This window comes from Pseudoalteromonas sp. SR44-2, assembly GCF_014163745.1.
GTDB lineage: Bacteria > Pseudomonadota > Gammaproteobacteria > Enterobacterales > Alteromonadaceae > Pseudoalteromonas > Pseudoalteromonas distincta.
This window is the reverse complement of the sequence record NZ_JACJDW010000006.1, coordinates 56,926-75,552: the sequence shown is the minus strand read 5'-3', so window position 1 is coordinate 75,552 and position 18,627 is coordinate 56,926. Positions and strand designations below refer to the sequence as shown.

At 39.9% G+C, this 18,627-nt stretch carries 17 protein-coding genes; 9 read left to right on the top strand and 8 right to left on the bottom strand.

The genetic code is table 11. The annotated features are described in order from the left end of the window. Positions 1 to 170: 170 nt before the first annotated feature. Positions 171 to 1,418: a cystathionine gamma-synthase gene (metB, locus tag H5115_RS05375; RefSeq protein ID WP_182754037.1), complete on the bottom strand. Its 1,248-nt coding sequence runs from the start codon at positions 1,416 to 1,418 to the stop codon at positions 171 to 173. Between the two features lie 289 nt (positions 1,419 to 1,707). On the opposite strand from metB, the gene metJ reads away from it, so the two are divergent. Then, positions 1,708 to 2,028 (top strand): met regulon transcriptional regulator MetJ, encoded by a 321-nt coding sequence (gene metJ / locus H5115_RS05370; protein ID WP_002958371.1) that lies wholly within the window; start codon positions 1,708 to 1,710, stop codon positions 2,026 to 2,028. Between the two features lie 64 nt (positions 2,029 to 2,092). Here the strand turns inward: metJ and H5115_RS05365 are convergent, their stop codons facing one another. After that, positions 2,093 to 3,334 carry a malic enzyme-like NAD(P)-binding protein gene (locus tag H5115_RS05365; protein ID WP_182754035.1) on the bottom strand — a complete coding sequence of 414 codons (1,242 nt, stop codon included), beginning with the start codon at positions 3,332 to 3,334 and terminating at the stop codon, positions 2,093 to 2,095. Positions 3,335 to 3,860: 526 nt separating this feature from the next. After that, positions 3,861 to 4,076 carry a 50S ribosomal protein L31 gene (gene rpmE, locus H5115_RS05360; RefSeq protein ID WP_002958369.1) on the bottom strand — a complete coding sequence of 72 codons (216 nt, stop codon included), beginning with the start codon at positions 4,074 to 4,076 and terminating at the stop codon, positions 3,861 to 3,863. A 230-nt stretch (positions 4,077 to 4,306) separates the two neighbouring features. Here rpmE and priA point away from each other — a divergent pair, with 230 nt between their 5' ends. The 5 genes from priA to H5115_RS05335 all read left to right on the top strand — a co-directional run bounded on the left by priA (position 4,307) and on the right by H5115_RS05335 (position 9,416). Beyond that, positions 4,307 to 6,493: a primosomal protein N' gene (gene priA, locus H5115_RS05355; RefSeq protein WP_182754033.1), complete on the top strand. Its 2,187-nt coding sequence runs from the start codon at positions 4,307 to 4,309 to the stop codon at positions 6,491 to 6,493. Between the two features lie 20 nt (positions 6,494 to 6,513). Continuing rightward, positions 6,514 to 7,041, top strand: coding sequence for an SPOR domain-containing protein (locus tag H5115_RS05350; protein ID WP_024596311.1), 528 nt, complete (start codon positions 6,514 to 6,516; stop codon positions 7,039 to 7,041). 79 nt (positions 7,042 to 7,120) lie between these two features. Beyond that, on the top strand, positions 7,121 to 7,639 hold the full coding sequence (gene hslV, locus H5115_RS05345) for an ATP-dependent protease subunit HslV (RefSeq protein WP_002958366.1): 519 nt from the start codon (positions 7,121 to 7,123) through the stop codon (positions 7,637 to 7,639). A gap of 11 nt (positions 7,640 to 7,650) precedes the next feature. Beyond that, positions 7,651 to 8,979, top strand: a complete 1,329-nt coding sequence (gene hslU, locus H5115_RS05340; RefSeq protein ID WP_024596310.1) for an HslU--HslV peptidase ATPase subunit — start codon at positions 7,651 to 7,653, stop codon at positions 8,977 to 8,979. A gap of 62 nt (positions 8,980 to 9,041) precedes the next feature. Beyond that, positions 9,042 to 9,416: a gamma-butyrobetaine hydroxylase-like domain-containing protein gene (locus H5115_RS05335; protein ID WP_002958364.1), complete on the top strand. Its 375-nt coding sequence runs from the start codon at positions 9,042 to 9,044 to the stop codon at positions 9,414 to 9,416. 29 nt (positions 9,417 to 9,445) lie between these two features. Here H5115_RS05335 and H5115_RS05330 read toward each other — a convergent pair whose 3' ends face one another. The 3 genes from H5115_RS05330 to H5115_RS05320 all read right to left on the bottom strand — a co-directional run bounded on the left by H5115_RS05330 (position 9,446) and on the right by H5115_RS05320 (position 13,003). Further along, positions 9,446 to 11,326: a methyl-accepting chemotaxis protein gene (locus H5115_RS05330; RefSeq protein WP_182754031.1), complete on the bottom strand. Its 1,881-nt coding sequence runs from the start codon at positions 11,324 to 11,326 to the stop codon at positions 9,446 to 9,448. A 109-nt stretch (positions 11,327 to 11,435) separates the two neighbouring features. After that, the gene (locus H5115_RS05325; RefSeq protein WP_182754030.1) at positions 11,436 to 12,467 is read right to left on the bottom strand and encodes an MJ1255/VC2487 family glycosyltransferase; all 1,032 of its coding nucleotides are present in this window, start codon (positions 12,465 to 12,467) and stop codon (positions 11,436 to 11,438) included. Beyond that, a complete protein-coding gene (locus tag H5115_RS05320) occupies positions 12,464 to 13,003 on the bottom strand; it encodes a phosphatase PAP2 family protein (RefSeq protein WP_182754028.1) in 540 nt (179 codons plus the stop codon). The genes H5115_RS05325 and H5115_RS05320 overlap by 4 nt, the downstream gene beginning before the upstream one ends. Positions 13,004 to 13,204: 201 nt before the next feature. Here H5115_RS05320 and rraA point away from each other — a divergent pair, with 201 nt between their 5' ends. Beyond that, positions 13,205 to 13,702, top strand: coding sequence for a ribonuclease E activity regulator RraA (gene rraA, locus H5115_RS05315; protein ID WP_002959955.1), 498 nt, complete (start codon positions 13,205 to 13,207; stop codon positions 13,700 to 13,702). Position 13,703: 1 nt separating this feature from the next. After that, positions 13,704 to 14,753, top strand: coding sequence for a formimidoylglutamase (locus H5115_RS05310; RefSeq protein ID WP_182754026.1), 1,050 nt, complete (start codon positions 13,704 to 13,706; stop codon positions 14,751 to 14,753). On the opposite strand, the gene H5115_RS05305 is transcribed toward H5115_RS05310, so the two are convergent. Continuing rightward, a complete protein-coding gene (locus H5115_RS05305; protein ID WP_024596305.1) occupies positions 14,750 to 16,414 on the bottom strand; it encodes an EAL domain-containing protein in 1,665 nt (554 codons plus the stop codon). The two genes, H5115_RS05310 and H5115_RS05305, sit on opposite strands and share 4 nt — an antisense overlap. A 120-nt stretch (positions 16,415 to 16,534) precedes the next feature. Beyond that, positions 16,535 to 17,782: an imidazolonepropionase gene (gene hutI / locus H5115_RS05300; RefSeq protein ID WP_024596304.1), complete on the bottom strand. Its 1,248-nt coding sequence runs from the start codon at positions 17,780 to 17,782 to the stop codon at positions 16,535 to 16,537. Positions 17,783 to 17,901: 119 nt separating this feature from the next. Between hutI and hutC the strand changes: the two genes are divergently transcribed. Continuing rightward, entirely contained in the window at positions 17,902 to 18,609 is a 708-nt protein-coding gene (hutC, locus tag H5115_RS05295; RefSeq protein ID WP_182754024.1) for a histidine utilization repressor, read from the top strand. Positions 18,610 to 18,627 lie beyond the last annotated feature (18 nt).

Below are 18,627 nucleotides of genomic sequence, written 5' to 3'. Positions count from 1 at the left end.
AACCGTATCGATAACAAGGCAAAAATTTCGTTATTTAGTTGTTCCTGGCAATTGCTCCTGCATTGCTCTACCTCCTGCATCCATGCAGTCGTATATCAGAAACTTTTAACGATGTTAGCGTGCGGTTTAATCCCTCAAATTGATTAGGTATTATTGCGGATTGGTATTACTTACCAAAGCGCTGGACGGGCTGCACTTAATTTAACGTTTCCACCAGAAGTGCCAGCACCTTTGCCTACACGGCCAACATTTTTATTTTGCCCTGGTTTTACAAGTTCAAATACTCGTTCAAAGTCAGCTATTAAATCGTGTATATCTTCAATCCCAACCGAAATACGAATAAGCGTATCGCCCACACCCGCCTCTAAACGTGCCTTTGCCTCCATGCCTGCGTGCGTCATAGTTGCGGGGTGACAAATTAAACTCTCTACGCCACCTAGTGACTCAGCTAAACTAAACGTTTTAAGACTAGTTAAAAATGCCGCAGCGTCATTTATATCGCCTTTAATATCAAAACTAACCATGCCACCAAAGCCAAGTTGTTGTGCTTTAGCAAGCTCATGTTGAGGATGCGACTCAAGTCCTGGATAGTAAACTTGGCTTACAAAATTGGAGCTTTCAAGGTACTTAGCTATTGCTAGCGCATTTTCTTGGTGCTGCCTTAAGCGCACATTTAAAGTACGTAGACCACGAAGCGTTAAATAACTATCAAAAGGGGCGCCCGTAATACCAATATTATTTGCCCACCAAGCAAGCTCATCACCAAGCGCTTGTGTTGCAGCAATAAGAGCGCCGCCCACTACATCTGAGTGCCCGTTAATATATTTAGTAGTTGAATGCACCACAATATCTACACCAAACTTAATAGGGTTTTGTAAGGCAGGAGACAAAAATGTGTTATCTGCGGCAACCAATGCACCACATTGCTTAGCAACATCGGTAACCGCTTTAATATCGGTTAAACGAAGTACTGGGTTACTTGGAGTCTCTATCCAAATAAGCTTAGGTTTAATTGCTAAAATTTGTTGAAGGCTTTCTTCTTTTGTTAAATCTAATACTTCAAGCTTCAATAGTCCGCGTTTTTGTAACGATGTAAATAAACGATAGCTACCACCATAACAATCATGTGGAATTACTAATGTGTCGTCACTGTTAAGTAGCTGAGTAGCTAAATGCACGGCTGCCATACCAGTGGCCGTAATTATGCCACGAGCGCCGCCTTCAAGCTTAGCAAGCGTCTCTGCTAAAATATCACGATTAGGGTTACCACTGCGGCCATAATCATACTCACGCTTAGTATCAAAGTCGGCAAACGAATAAGTCGTTGATAAATAAATTGGCGGCACCACTGCACCATGATGTTTATCAGCATCAACGCCGTTACGTACAGCAATGGTCGCTTTGTTTTTTTCGCTCATATTCGTCACCTGATTAATTTGGATGTTTAGACGTCTAAAAGAGTAAGTTATCCGTTTTAATAAGTCAAAGGATTTTAAAGCTCTAGATGGCTAAAGTTAGGAAAGGCGTTTGCAAGTATCACATTTTAGCTCACAAAAGTGAGCTTATTTTTACATCCCAAATAGGCTTATTAAGATAGATCGGTATCTATTATTTGACTATCTTTTTTAAATCGATAGAATTTCACGCATATTTACACGCTTTTTATACCGTGTGAGAAATTAATAATCTGAGGCAACGATACATCTTATGGCTAAATGGAATGGTGAGTATATTCACCCATACGCAGAACACGGGAAAAAATCAGAGCAAGTTAAAAAGATCACCGTTTCGATCCCGCTAAATGTATTAAAAGTTTTAACGGATGAGCGTACGCGTCGTCAAATCAACAACCTTCGCCATGCAACAAATAGTGAATTGCTATGTGAAGCGTTTTTGCATGCCTTTACTGGTCAACCTTTACCAAATGACGATGACCTACGTAAAGACAACGCAGAAAAAGTACCAGAAGAAGTTAAAAAGATAATGCAAGAAATGGGTTTAGAAGTGCCTATTTTAAACGAAGAATAAATCGTTACCTTTTTAATCAAAAAACCTCAGCATTGCTGAGGTTTTTTTGTTTAAGCGTTATATATTACGCCATATAATTTTCAGGCAAATCAATTTGCGCAACACCCGACTCTACCGCAGCAAGTGCTACAGCTTTAGCTATACGCGGTAGTAAACGCGGATCCATTGGTTTTGGAATAATATACTGCGCACCAAACTCTAGTTTATCCACGCCTGCGGCTTTTAAAACTTCTGCAGGTACAGGCTCTTTGGCAATACTACGAATAGCCTCAACTGCAGCAATTTTCATTTCATCGTTAATCGCGCTTGCACGTACATCAAGTGCACCACGGAAAATAAACGGGAAACATAAAACATTGTTAACCTGGTTAGGGTAATCAGAGCGCCCTGTTGCCATAATTAAATCGTTGCGTGCGCCGTGAGCAAGTGCAGGATCGATCTCTGGATCTGGGTTTGAACAGGCAAACACGACCGGCTTTTCTGCCATTAGTTTTAAATCTTCGGCAGCTAACAAGTTAGGACCCGAAACACCAACAAACACATCAGCATCTGCAATTACATCTTGCAATGTGCGTTTATCGGTATTGTTAGCAAAAAGCTGTTTATATTCGTTTAAATCATCGCGACGAGTATGAATAACACCTTTGCGGTCAAGCATATAAATGTGTTCACGCAGTGCACCACACTTAATTAACAGTTCCATACACGCAACTGCAGCAGCGCCTGCACCTAAACATACAATTATTGCATCTTCAATTGATTTACCTTGTACTTCTAGCGCATTTAACATGCCGGCAGCCGTAACAATGGCGGTGCCGTGTTGGTCGTCATGAAAAACAGGAATGCTACAACGCTCTATTAATGCTTTTTCAATTTCAAAACACTCTGGTGCTTTAATATCTTCAAGGTTAATACCACCGAATGTGTCAGCAATATTGGCAACCGTGTTAATAAAGTCTTCTGTTGTTTTGTGCTTTACTTCAATATCAATAGAATCAAGCCCTGCAAAACGTTTAAACAATAACGCCTTGCCTTCCATTACGGGCTTAGACGCTAAAGGACCTAAATTACCCAAGCCCAAAATTGCAGTACCATTAGTGATAACCGCAACCATGTTACCCTTACCGGTATATTTATATGCATTTGCAGGATCTGTGGCAATTTCACGTACAGGCTCAGCGACACCTGGGCTATAAGCTAGGGCTAAGTCTTGAACTGTTTCAGCTGGTTTTGTTAGCTCAATGCTAATTTTACCAGGTACGGGATGTGAGTGATAATGTAGTGCTTGTTCACGAAAGTCAGACATAACGCGATGGTATCCTGCAATTTAAGTTAAAGTGAGAGGTGGAGTCTTGGGGTACGATACCCTTATTATTTTTAAATTCCAAGCAATATCAGGTCTATCCTGTTATATGCTATATCCTTTAATTTTAAGAGGTTTTTCAGTAACTTTGCAGGATTATATAAACATTTGATAAATAAAAATTCACCAAAAAAGTAAGTTTTGAGGTGCGTTTATGTCTATTACAATATTAAAAAAATGTATGTTTAACGCATCATCATAAACTTAAAATAACAGCCTACTACACTACTTTAAAAACAGATAAGCCCACGTTAGCTACTTTTATCAACCTAGTTAAAATTTGTACTATTTAAAATATAGAGAATATCTATCGATTTGTCTGTAAAGGTTTATGCATACTCAGAATAAGAATAGGAAATAGTTATGCAAGGTGTGATGTAGCTCGAGCAAGCTAAATAAGATAAGAAGTGGTAAATTTTAGACACAAAAAAAGCACCCTAAGGTGCTTTTTTTAACTAAACAGCAGTAATTACTTCTTGCTGCTAAGTGCACCGAAGCGCTTGTTGAAGCGATCAACACGGCCGCCAGTATCTAAAATCTTTTGCTTACCAGTGTAAAACGGGTGACACGCAGAACATACGTCTAAGTGAATGTCTTTACAAAGAGTTGAACTAGTTTCGAATTTGTTTCCGCATGAACATGTTGCAGAAATTACTTCGTACTTAGGGTGAATACCTTCTTTCATAGGAACCTCTAGTTAAGGCCGCATCGCTCTCCAAACCCGAAGTCTGGCACCATACGTCGTTAAAACAAATTTGTTGGTGGCGGATTTTATCCAACAACCTTCCCCTGCACAAGTATTTATTTATCTTTTCGCTAAAAAAGTGAACAATCTCTTTCTCAAGTACTATTGCTAGTAGGTTTTTAGCGGTATTTTTAGTACATTACAGCATTAATTTTACGGGTTGAGTTGTTATGAGTTTTGTTGAAGTTGCTATTAAAGTCCCGCTTCCACGCACCTTTGATTATAAAATAGAAGAGCAGCTCAGTGGCTTATCAACACCCATACTACCGGGCATGCGGGTTTTAGTACCTTTTGGTAATCAAAAAAAAGTAGCTGTTGTTCTGGGTATTAAAAACAGTACCGACGTCCCTTTAGATAAAATTAAGAATATTATAGAGGTAATAGACGATACCCCTATTTTAAGCGCCCAACATTTAGAACTCCTTAGCTTTACTGCCCGCTATTATTGCTATCCCTTAGGCGAAACTATTCACATAGCGCTACCGAGTGTACTTCGCCAAGGTGAATCGCCAGATAAAACCAGTATTAACATGGTTGCTCTGACAGAAAAAGGCTCAAAAGTACCGTCATTAAAAGCCAAAACACAACTCGATTTATTAAAGCAGTTGTCGCAATCGGGGAAATCATCGTTAACCGAATTAAAAGCTCTTGGCTTTAGTAAAAAAACAATAGATAGCCTAATAGATAAAGAACTCATTACACAAACTATTGAACACGATAACCAATGGCAAAACGTTGCACCAACTGTCGGTAGTAAACCTGTACTTAATAAAGAACAAGCAGTTGCCTGTACAGCAATAAATCAAAGCACCGGATTTAGCAGCTTTTTATTAGAAGGCGTAACTGGCAGTGGTAAAACAGAAGTGTATTTACAGTGCCTAGAAGAAGTATTAAAACGTGGCGAGCAAGCATTAGTATTAGTGCCAGAAATAGGCTTAACGCCACAAACTGTAAACCGTTTTCGTCGCCGCTTTCCTGATACACCCATTATGCTTTGGCATTCAGCCCTTACCGACAACGAGCGATTGCAAACATGGCGTTTTTGCGAAAAAGGCAGTTGTGCAATAGTTATAGGCACACGTTCGAGTATTTTTCTGCCATTTTTAAAACTCGGTATGATAGTTGTCGATGAAGAGCACGATTCATCATTTAAGCAACAAGATACCCTTCGTTACCATGCTCGTGATTTAGCTGCATACAGAGCTTTTCAGCATAAAATACCACTTATATTAGGCAGTGCTACACCCGCACTTGAAACACTTCACAAAGCAATTAATAACAAATATCAGCTACTAAGTTTAACCGAGCGCGCGCAAACTGCGACAGATAACCAATTTAAGTTACTCGATATGAAAGGCCAACCCGACCAAGCAGGTATTGCACATGCAAGCCTTGCAACTATGCGCCAACACTTAAATCGCGGTAAACAGGTTATGGTTTTTTTAAATCGTCGAGGTTTCTCACCCACTCTTATTTGCCATGAATGTGGCTGGCTAAGTGAATGTAAACGCTGCAGTACCAGCGCCACATTTCATAAAGCGATTGGGCAAATGATTTGTCATCACTGTGGCGATCAATACCCTGTTCCTCACCAATGTCCTGATTGTGGAAGTACGCAAATATTTCCAAATGGCAAAGGTACAGAGCAAATTGAAGAGTTTTTATCGACCGAGTTTCCAGATACACCCGTTACTCGCATAGACCGCGATTCAACTCGCCGTAAAGGCAGCCTTGAAAAAGCACTAGATGAAATAAACCTAGGCGGTGCACGCATTTTAGTTGGCACACAAATGCTTGCCAAAGGCCATCACTTTGCAGATGTAAGCCTTGTTATAATTTTAGACGTAGATAGCGGTTTATACTCATGCGACTTTAGGGCGACAGAGCATTTAGCACAGTTAGTTACTCAGGTCGCGGGGCGAGCTGGGCGTTCAGGGGAACCTGGCCAAGTATTATTACAAACACACTTTCCAGAACACCCGCTTTTACAAGACTTAGTTAATAATGGTTACCAAGACTTTGCTCGCTTTGCACTGAGTGAACGCGATGATGCAGACTTACCACCCATTACAAATATGGCTATTGTCCGTGCACAAGGACACAGCATTAAGCTAGTCGTCGATTTTTTGACGGATTTGGTTCCTGTGAATGGGGTATCTGGTATACAATTGCTCGGTCCGATCCCTGCTCCACTTGAAAAAGTCGCAGGTATGTATCGTTTTCAATTACATATTCAAGCGCAAGATCGCCGCATATTACATCAGTACCTTGCGCAAATGGTTGATTATTTAAGTTCAAGTAAACTTGCACAAAAAGTACGCTGGAGCTTAGACGTAGACCCTATAGACATGATTTAGGTTAAGGCCAAAATAACACCATGGCACAGCACGATTATATTAACAAAAAGCCTGCAGGCAGAAACAGTAAAAAAAACGCACCCGCTAAAAAACCATTTCCTATTCTTTTAGCTGTCATAGCCATCTTACTCGTCGGTGGTTTTGCTTATACATTATGGTTTATTAAAAGTAATGCAGATCCAAAACTTGTCGAAAAACAAGCAAACCCCACTGCGCCCGCAAAAGTAGAAGTGGTTATTCCACGCACACCAGAGTTTATTAAAGAAATTAGAAACCACGAGATTCAAGTTGAAGTGAAAGAACTTGAGCAAAAAGGCCCTTACGTTATGCAGTGTGGTTCGTTTAAAACCCACGCACAAGCGGAATCGCTAAAAGCTAAAATAGCATTTGCAGGCCTCATTTCTGAAATAAAACAGGCTGAAGGCAGCAATGGTACTTGGTATAAAGTGCGCTTAGGCCCTTATAAAACCAAACGCCAAGCCGAAAGTGATAAAAACAAACTTAAACGTGTAAAAATAGTCGGCTGCGGAATTTGGGGCTGGACTTGAAAATAAACCATTCACCCATATAACCTCTTCATAATCGTTTTTTACGAGTTGCCTCTGCAGCTCGATGATGAGGAATAACATGACTACTATCGTAAGTGTACGCCGTGGCGACAAGGTTGTAATTGGCGGCGATGGCCAAGTGTCTCTTGGTAATACCGTAATGAAGGGCAACGCCCGTAAAGTTCGACGTCTTTATAATGGCAAAGTAATCGCTGGTTTTGCCGGTGGTACTGCTGATGCCTTCACTCTTTTCGAGCGCTTTGAAAGCAAATTAGAAATGCACCAAGGAAACCTAACTAAAGCCGCAGTAGAAATGGCTAAAGATTGGCGCAGCGACCGTGCACTTCGAAAACTCGAAGCTCTGCTCGCTGTTGCAGACGAAACAGCCTCTTTAATTATTACCGGTAATGGCGATGTGGTTCAACCTGAAAACGACCTAATTGCAATTGGTAGTGGTGGTAACTTTGCACAATCAGCTGCAACCGCCCTTTTAGAAAATACAGATTTAAGCGCTCGTGAAATAGTAGAGAAAAGCTTAACTATTGCAGGCAACATCTGCGTATTTACTAATAACTTCCAAACAATCGAAGAATTATAATAGGAACTATCATGTCTGATATGACCCCAAGAGAAATTGTTCACGAGCTAGATCAGCACATTATAGGTCAGGCTAAAGCAAAAAAAGCAGTGGCTATCGCACTTCGTAACCGCTGGCGCCGCATGCAACTCAAAGAAGATTTACGCAGCGAAGTAACACCAAAAAACATTTTAATGATTGGTCCAACCGGTGTAGGTAAAACAGAAATTGCCCGCCGATTAGCAAAACTTGCTAACGCACCCTTTATTAAAGTAGAAGCGACTAAGTTCACGGAAGTTGGCTATGTTGGTAAAGAAGTTGAGACTATCATCCGCGATTTAGTCGATGTATCAATTAAAATGACTCGCGAACAGCAGACTAAGAAATTTAAACATCGCGCCGAAGAAGCAGCAGAAGAGCGCATTTTAGATGCCCTTTTACCACCAGCGAAAGATCAATACGGCGAAACGCAGCGTGATGATAACTCATCAACTCGCCAAACGTTCCGTAAAAAGCTACGTGAAGGTCAGCTAGATGATAAAGAAATTGAAATCGATTTAGCACAAGCACAACCAAACGTAGAAATTATGGCGCCTCCTGGTATGGAAGATATGACCAACCAGCTACAAAGCATGTTTCAAAACATGGGCGGCGATAAGCGCACTAAGCGTAAACTAAAAATCAAAGAAGCCTTCAAACTATTAACGGAAGAAGAAGCCGCTAAATTAGTAAATCCTGAAGAGCTAAAAGAGCAAGCTATTTTTGCAGTAGAGCAAAACGGTATTGTGTTTATTGATGAAATAGACAAAATTTGTAAGCGCGGCGATTCTTCAGGTCCAGATGTGAGCCGAGAAGGTGTTCAGCGCGACTTACTACCGCTAATTGAAGGTTCAACTGTAAATACTAAGCACGGAATGGTTAAAACTGACCATATGCTGTTTATTGCCTCTGGTGCGTTTCAGATGGCAAAGCCATCAGATATGATCCCAGAGCTACAGGGCCGCTTACCGATTCGAGTAGAACTTGAAGCACTTACTGCAGATGACTTTAAACGCATCCTTACAGAGCCTCATGCATCGCTTACCGAGCAACAAAGAGAGTTGCTTAAAACTGAGCAGGTATCGATTGAGTTTAGCGACGATGCAATTGAGCGTATTGCCAAAGCAGCTTGGCAAGTTAACGAGAAAACCGAAAACATCGGTGCTCGTCGTCTACACACTGTAATGGAAAGATTGATGGAAGAAATTTCATACGATGCTTCTGAAAAAGCAGGCTCGTCATTAGTAATCGACGCCGCTTATGTTGAAAAACACTTAGGTGCACTTGTTGAAGATGAAGACTTAAGCCGCTTTATTCTATAAAACGAATATAAACGTTATACTAAAAGCCTCCAGATTGGGGGCTTTTTAATGGGATATATTAAATGAAACACGTAACAAAAGTGCATTACCACAGTGTAAGTAAAAATCTAGATGTTTACTTTGATGATGACAGTAAAGCTGTATTTAGCTGTGAGTTTTTACGTGTACACTCCCCTTCAGCTGAAGTGCAGGGCCATGGCTCTGGCCCAATGAAGCTAGTACTTAATAAGCAAGCTGTAGGAATAAAAAGTATTGTACCTGTTGGGCATTACGCACTTCGTTTAGATTTTGACGATGGCCATAACAGCGGACTATTTAGCTGGCGCTACTTTGAAAAACTACAACAGCAACAAGATACATTGTGGAGTGAATATTTAGCGCGGGTAACTGAACACGAAAAAAGTAAAGATAGCGTGCCTATAAAATTTGTTCCTTAAACTTTATAGGCCCGTTCTATTAAGCGTTATTAAACCTTAAATTTATCAATTGCAGTGAACAGAACGCGAGCCTGCTCAGAGACCTCTTCACTTGTTTGCGCATTGTTAGCAGCATGTTCAGTTGCGTCTTGTGCAATATCGCGAATTCTTACTACATTTTTATTAACCTCTGATGCCACTTGGCTTTGCTCATCAATAGCAACTGCTATTTGAGAGCTCATTTCCATTATTGTTTGTACATCTTCAGTAATTGCGCCTAATAGCTCACCTGCTTTAATTGCTTGCGAGGCACTTTCATCACCTTGAGAGCGACATTTGTGCATAATACTCACCACTTCTTGAGTACGCTGCTGTAAGGTACTTATAATACCTTCAATCTCACTTGTAGACTCTTGAGTACGCTTTGCTAATGAACGAACCTCATCTGCAACAACAGCAAAACCACGACCATACTCACCAGCACGGGCCGCTTCTATTGCCGCATTAAGTGCAAGTAAATTTGTTTGATCTGCAATCCCTCGAATTACATCAAGCACTGAACCAATTGTTTCACCATCTTTTTCAAGTTGCGACACTACATTTGATGCATTCCCCAGCGAATCAGATAGGGCCCTAATGTGCTTAACGGTAGAATCTACTTCACTACGCCCTTGTTGTGCACTTAAATTTGTTGACTCTGCTTTTTTCGCAGCCGCCTCAGTATTATGTGAAATATCCTGAATCGTCGCCTGCATTTCGGTGGCTGCAGTTGCAACCATGTCGGCTTCATGTAGTTGCTCTTGCATACCAGAGCTTGTTGCTGCGGTACTTTGTGATAAATGCTCTGTTGCTACATTAAGCGTGTTTAAAGCACCATTAACTTCGTTAATTAAGTTCTTAAAATCGCCTATTAAGCTATTAAAGTCGACCGTCATGGTGGTAATTTCGTCTTTACCAGTTTGCTCTATCATCACGCTCAAATCATTATTACGACGAATATCGTTAATGGTGTGGTAAACCCGCTCAATAGGTACAATAATGGAGTGGCTTGTAAAATAAACGAGTGCTAATACAATCACACCTGCAATCACAAATACCAAAATAGCTAAAAATTGAGCCTGCTCTACACTTTGCTCTACTTGTAACTTAGTGTCTTTAACGATTTTAGAAACAATGGCGTCGCTTTTATCTACACTGTCACGCATTACTCCAAGTGCGCCTGACTCAAGATCTAGCCCTAGCTTAGTTTGCGCCTGCACAAGTGTTTGAAATTCGCTTTGGTATATATCAATCAAAGGATTAATTTGTGCTTTATAGTCGCTTGGCAGCTGTGCTGCAGCTATCTGCTGCTTAAATGTATTAATTCCCTCATTAAAACGCCCTAGGTACTTAATATCAAATCTCAGCATGAAATCTTTTTCTGAGCGTCTTAGTTGCAGCATTGACGACAGCAGTTGGTAATTTTGCTGCTCTTTTAATAGTTGCTCAACTTCATGAACCGAGCTTCTAAGCTTGCCATATAACCCGTCGATCGGGGTTAAACCAATCTCTTTTTGAAGCTTAACAACAGTTTCAAAATCATTATTATAGCTACTTATTAGTTGCTCAAAGTGCTGGACCTGTTCCTGTGCAATACCTTGGTTAGCCATTAACTGTTGTAACTTTTTTACTTTATCACTTAACTGCTCAAAATCCGTTTCAAATGCAGTTAACGCGTCTTCTTGTTTATAAAACAAAAAGTTTTTTTCATGTTTACGCAATGCTAATGCATGTACGTTGAGCTCTTCTGCTAATTGAATGGTCTTGTTTAAGCTCAAGGTTGTACGTGATTCAAAAATAATCACGCATAAAAGGACCACCATTGCTAAACCAACAACGACTGCGTTTAGTTGTAAACGTCGTTTAATTGTTAAGTTTTGTAAAAAATTCATCGCTAACGCCTTTTTTAAATATGCATTTGTATTATAGCTAATAGATCAAAAGCGACTAATTAATTTAACTTTTTATTATTGGTAATTCTAAACAGTTTAAATGTGATGGCTATAAGGCGACACTATCCCACAAACCTTTATGTAACGATTGTGTGTTATTCCATTGTTGTTTAACCAACCAATCAATTAAAGGCGCGGGATCGCTGGGGTAATTTATTTGCTTGTTTTGCGGCGCGCTATTCCAATCATCAAGGGCTTGTGGGTTTAAATAGTTCATAACATGCGCCATGCCCATGGCAAATAAAGTTTGTGCATTTGCTGCTTGCTCAAACTGACCATCTAAAGGCTTTAATAGTAACTTTTTACCTAACTTAAGCGCTTCACTGGCAAGCTCAAATCCCGCATTACCAATAACGCCACTTGTGTTTGCTAAGTCGTTTAAAAAACCAGAGCGTGAGGGGGCTCGTAAATGTATATGTCCAAAAGATTGATTGGTGGCATTTGGGTGATAGCAATAAAATTCTTTTTCGGGAAAGTCTTTTAAATAATCAACAACGCTATCTAAGTTTTCGAAAGGTAAATATACCAATACCTTGTTCATTACGGCTACAGGGTTGTCGTGATTATGATTAGCAATAAAAGGCGGTATTATATTATTTGCAAATGGTTGCCAGTGCACGCCTAAGTAGGTAGTCGCTGGTGCATAATGCTTGATAAGTGATTTTCTCAGGACGCCACGACCAAACATAGGTACGTTATCTGACAAAAATGCTGCTTGGTGACTAATGCCAATAACGGGTATACCAGCCCGTTTTGCAGCCCATGCTGTAACTGGCTCAAAGTCGTTAAGTACAAAATTGTACTGTTTTATCTCAAGCGATTTTATATCACTCACCAACTTACAAATTCGCATGTTTTTAAGTGTTTTTAAATTTTTAACTTGCCCATTTTCAGTGCTAAACGACAAACCACGATACGCTTTATAATCTGAGAATTCGTGCATATCAAAGTAATCTTTATTTGCGCGCCCTGAAAACACATAATCAACATCAATACCGAGCTTATTAAAGCAGCTTGCCATAACCCGAGCGCGCGTTATATGACCATTACCGGTACCTTGTACTCCATACAATATTTTCATGCAGGCACCACGAGTGCTAACGCAAATAAACCACAAAAACTACCAATCGTTGCGCCTATTATAATATCAGCAGGAAAGTGCACACCCAATACCACACGAGACATAGCAACGCCGGTAGCCCAACTAAATAGTAGTAATGCATATTCTGGAAAAAAATGGCTTAATATAATTGCCACTAAAAAGGCAGCAGCACTGTGACCCGATGGTAAACTAAATTTATCGCTTGGTACTATATAGGCATTTGTTACTAAGCAGTCGCATGGACGGATCCGAGCAAACCTATTTTTAGCTAGTAGGTAAATAGGTCTTTCTATAGCAAAACCAATTAATATAGTGACAGGCAATAATTGGTGCCGTTCATTATTACTAAGCCACCACACTGCTAAGCATATTAATATATAAAGCCCACCATCACCGCTTTTAGACAAACCAAAGGCCATTGTTTTAAACCACCTCGGTGAATTGCAATTAAACAAAGTTAAAAATAATTGCTCATCTATCTGAGTTACCTTTTTAAGCATATTATTATTCATCACCATCCCTCATTGCATAACATATGAACACCGATTTAGCTTATGTGTTGTAAATAACAATTGAGTGACGCTTTTAATACACTATTATTGCGATTAATGATTTAGCGCTTGTTTTGCCTAAATTTACTGCGATTAAGTCGTTGTTATTGCTTATAAGGAGGGTATACTGAGATATAAATTAATGTACCTTTTGAGGATAAAATAATGGATTACAGCACTTCTGATTTATGCGACCACTTTGCTGACGTGGTTGACGTGCTAGAGCCTATGTTCATCAACTTTGGTGGTCGACACAGCTTTGGTGGCCGCATTAAAACGGTTAAATGTTTTGAAAATAATGAACTCATCCGCGAATTACTTTCTCAAGATGGTACAGACCTAGTACTTCTTATTGATGGTGGCGGCTCAACTCGTCGCGCACTAATCGACATTGAACTGGCTGAGCTAGCACTTGAAAACAACTGGAATGGTATTGTTGTTTACGGCGCAGTACGCCACGTTGATGAGCTTGAAGAGCTTGATTTAGGCATTCAAGCAATTGCTTCAATCCCTGTTGCAGCCGACAGCGAAGGTGCTGGTGAAGATGCTATAGGCGTTAACTTTGCTGGGGTATCATTTTTTGATGACGACTTTATTTATGCTGATAGCACAGGCATTGTTTTATCTGCAGAAGAATTAGAGTTGGAAGTTGTAGAAGTATAACGTGACCTCCCATTTAAAAGTATATGATGAAAGCGCGGTTAGAACACTTTGCTCTACCCGCGTAAATGAGAAAAAAGCATGGCAATCAATGGCCTTGCTCGACACCCAAGTAAACCTGCAACAAGCACTTGTTGACGCTGCTCAATTTGGTATCCGCTATGTACTTCTGGGTATTTGCGAAGATATCGGCCCAAAAGCAAACTTAGGAAATGGTGGTACAAACGAAGCATGGCCTGCTTTTTTAAAACGCTTTTTAAACCAACCTCACAATCAATTTATTGCCACTCAAAAAGTGCTTTTATTGGGTGAAGTTAATACTGATGATTTAATGACGCAAAGCAACCAGCTTAATAATCAGCAAGGCCAGCAATTAACTCAATTACGAGATTTATGCCAACAGCTTGATGAACGCGTAGAGTCGGTATTGAGCCTTATTTTTAAAGCGGGGCTTGAGCCAATCGTTATTGGCGGAGGTCATAATAATTGCTTGGGAATTATCCGTGCCCTGAGTAAGTCAAAAAATACACCTATTAATGCTATCAACTTTGACCCTCATGCCGACTTTAGAGAATGTGAAGGTCGCCATAGCGGCAATGGCTTTCGCTACGCTTATAACGAGCAACATCTAAGTAATTACCACGTTATTGGCTTACATGAGATAAAAAACAATCAAGCAATTATAGATGCAATGAGTGAAGCTAACTTTACGTTTGATAGCTATCAATCAATACAAGTTAAGCGAAAAATTACACTCACTCAGGCAATTGAAAACGCATTAAGTAATTTTAACGATTTACCACTGGGTATTGAAGTTGATTTAGATAGTATTACTTACATGCCGGTTAGTGCGTACACATGTTGCGGATTTAGTGTGAATGACACTGAGCACTTTGTGCACTTAGCAGCAAACCATCGCCACTCTAAGTACTTACATTTATGTGAAGCAGCGCCTAGCCAGCACCCTAGCGGAGTTGAGGCCGGTGCTGCCCATGTAGGGCAAGTGATCAGTGCACTTGTGAATAGCTATCTACAAGCCAAAGAAAACACTTAGCGCTGTTGAACTAATCGCCACTCTTTTAGCCAGCTCATTAAACCAATACTACTTAGCGGGTGACCAAAGTAATAACCTTGGGCAGCATAACCTTTTAAGCTTTTTACAAACTTAAGTTGCTCAAGTGTTTCTACCCCTTCAAAAATCACTTTTGTTTTTTGTTGGTTATGCATTTCAACCATTCCGCTAACTAAACTGCGTATATTGTTTTGATTACTAAAGTCAGCAGTGAGTGAAGGTGAAACCTTAATATACTCTACCGCTAAGCTTGGTAACTTAGAAAGTAGTACCGGGTTATCACCAAGTCCATCAACACATACTTTTAAGCCTATGTTATTAAGCCTTGCGATCATGCCTCTGCCTTTATCATCTAGTCCCGTAAAAATATGCAAAGGGCATTCAACAATTAAATCGCCAGCTTCCAAGTGATGCTCACTTAAAACAACATCAACAAATTCAATAAACTCTTCGTTAAGCATTTCAGGACCAAATACGTTAATGCTAAGCGGTATAGAAATACCTTCTATTCTAAGCGCCATTGCAAGCTCAGCAGCTCTCTCTATTACAAATTTAGCGAGTGGATAACCAAGCCCTGCAATTCTAATGTCGTCGATAAACCTGTTAGCGGATAAAATCCCTTGCTTAGGGTGCTGCCAACGCAGTAGTAATTCTAAAAACTCAATTTGACCGTTTTCGTTACAAATAATAGGCTGAAAATAAAGCTCTAACTCGCTCGAAAAATCAATATTTGCTAATTCCTTTAGTCGCGCTTGTTGCTCTCGCAATTCAATCATCATTTGTTGATGATAAGGCACAACCTTGCGATCTGGGTGGCTATCGAGTGCCAGATATGCGTACGATATTAAATTATCAAAGTTGTTATCTTGCTCATTACAATCAACATAACTCGCTCTCGCTTTTACTTCTACAGTGCAGTTAGCAACATTAAATGGCTTAAGCGTTGCACCCAGTATTTGGTCAATAACTAATTCATGTAAGTGTTTTTGATTCGCGAAACTACAAATAAATGCAAAGTTAAGACCCCCTAAGTGGGCTAGCTTTTCTTGTCCAGTTAAAGTCACTATTTCGTCACTTGAAAGTAGCTCTTTTATTCGATTAGCCGATTGCGCTAACAGTATATCGCCAAAGTCGCGTCCAATATGCTGGTTAACTTGCTCAAAGCCTTCAAGGCGAATAACGATTAACGCTGCGCTTATTTGTTTGTTGTCGCACCATGCATAGTAACCTTGTCGTAACTGTTTTCTATCTGCAAAAACTGAAAGCGGAGACTCTTCAATAAATGCATCACCTTCAGGTTCTGGCTCTATAACGACTTCTATTTCAGCACTTTCATCATTTAAAAAGCCAACAATAGCTAATAATAATATTGCTAACACAACCCAAAATAGCGGAACTTCCAATAATAAATGAGCTGAAAATAGAACAACAAATAAAAGACCAGCCATTGAGCTGGTAATTATCATGCTCCAATTATTTCGCTCAAATGCTTGCCATAAGTGAAAACAAAACCCAAAGGCTAGTAGAATAGCAAGCCAAGCCGCACCGCTGCTTAAGATAGCTAAACCAACAGCAGCTGTGCATAAATAACTAAATTTAATACTGGTATTTTTAACAGCAAATAAAGTGGCGATCATCGCCATTAATAGTGCACCACTAAAAAATATTGGGAAATTACTGTCGGTTAGTATGTTCAAATTAACGGCATCCGTATTCGCTAAAAAAGTTTAAACCAAGTTATATGTGAGTAAAAATAATACAAACTAATTAATTCTACCCAAAATCCATAAATTTAACAGTTTATTTACGCCAAATTGGTAACTTAATTGTGATGGATGACTTATTTGCCAATGCGCAATATCAGCTCTTGCGCCAACCTTTAAAATACCACGGTCGTCTAAACCTAGTGCTTTAGCTGCATTTCGAGTAACACCAGCTAATGCTTGCTCAGGTGTTAATCTAAACAATGTGCATGCCATGTTCATCATCAAGTGCACTGAGCATAGTGGTGAAGTACCTGGGTTAAAATCACTCGCAATAGCTATAGGTACTTTATATTGATTAAGTAATTCAATAGGTGGGAATTTAGTTTCTCTTAAAAAATAAAATGCACCTGGCAATAACACCGCTACCGTCCCAGCGTCTGCCATGGCTTTTACACCCTCTTCATCTAGATGCTCAATATGATCCGCCGAAAAGCCATTAAACTGCGCCACCAGCTTAGCACCCTGTTGATTAGATAACTGCTCAGCATGGCATTTTACTGGGAGGTTATGCTTTTTAGCCGCTTGGAAAACACGTTTGGTTTGCGAATAACTAAACCCAACATTTTCACAAAATACATCGACTGCATCAGCAAGATTATTAGCCACTACCTGATCAAGCATGTCAGTACACACTAAATCAATATATTCATCAGCACGGCCTTTGTATTCAGGCGGTAGAGCATGCGCCCCTAAAAAAGTAGTTTTAATATCAATAGGGTGATGTTCACCTAATAAACGAGCGACTTCTAATATTTTTATCTCGTTTTCTGTATCTAGCCCATAACCAGACTTTATTTCAACGGTGGTTACACCTTCTTTTAATAACGTATTTAAGCGATCTTTTGCATCAACAAACAATTGTTCACGGTCGGCTGCTCTTGTGGCTTTAACCGTACTTGCTATGCCACCGCCTTGTGCCGCAATTTGCTCATAGCTTACGCCTTGCAAACGCTGTTCAAACTCTTGCGATCTTGAACCTGCAAATACTAAGTGAGTATGGCAATCTACTAAGCCCGGCGTTAACCACTGTCCTTTTACACTCAATGTCGGCGTTGCAAACACATCAAAACTAGGCAATGTTGATTGCTCTCCAATCCACGCAATTTTACCATTTTTAATGGCTATAGCAGCATTTTCAATTGCGCCATAAGGGGCATTTATATTGCTATCCATAGTGGCAATATTGGCATCAGTTAAAAGTAAGTCGATTTCTTCTAACTCATAATTTTGTGTTGTGCTTTGCATATCGCAGCCCTTTTTACACCGTGAATAATGAAAATATAGTCTAACAATCCATCTTGTATATACAAGGTAATTGTGTCATCTTATTTATATAGTTTATTTTTAATGTAACCATAAATTTAATGACGGCACCTAAATTTGCGCAAATCAAACAATTCATTGTTGATAAAATTCGCAGCGGTACGTGGCAAGAAAACCAACGTGTTCCCTCTGAAAACGAACTAAGTAGTCAATTTAATGTAAGCAGGATGACAGCCCGCAGAGCACTAAGCGAATTAACCGAGGCAGGTATTTTAACCCGCAGCCAAGGGTTAGGTACATTTGTAGCTACATTTAAATCGCAGTCATCGTTACTTGAAATAAAAAATATTGCTGATGAAGTAAAAGAGCGTAACGGCAACTACACCTGTAGCGTACTCATACTCGAATCAATAAATGCAGTCGCACCTATTGCCATTGCACTTGGTGTTGAGGTTGACAGTGTTGTATATCGAAGTGTACTGGTGCATAACGAAAACGACAGCCCTTTGCAGCTAGAAGAGCGTTTTGTAAACCCTGCCCTTGCGACTGGCTACTTACAACAAGACTTTAGCATGCTTACACCTCATGAATATCTATCTAGTGTTGCCCCACTTACCCAAGCAAGGCATACAGTAGAGGCCATTATGCCAAACAGCGAAATGTGCCAATGGTTAAACTTATATAATGAAGAGCCATGCTTACAAGTGATCCGACGCACCTGGTCTGTTAAAGGCATTGTAAGCTTTGCGCGCCTTGTATCACCTGGCAGTAAATATCGCTTAGGTGGCCACTTAACATTTAAAAAATAACAAACAATAGCGCTTACT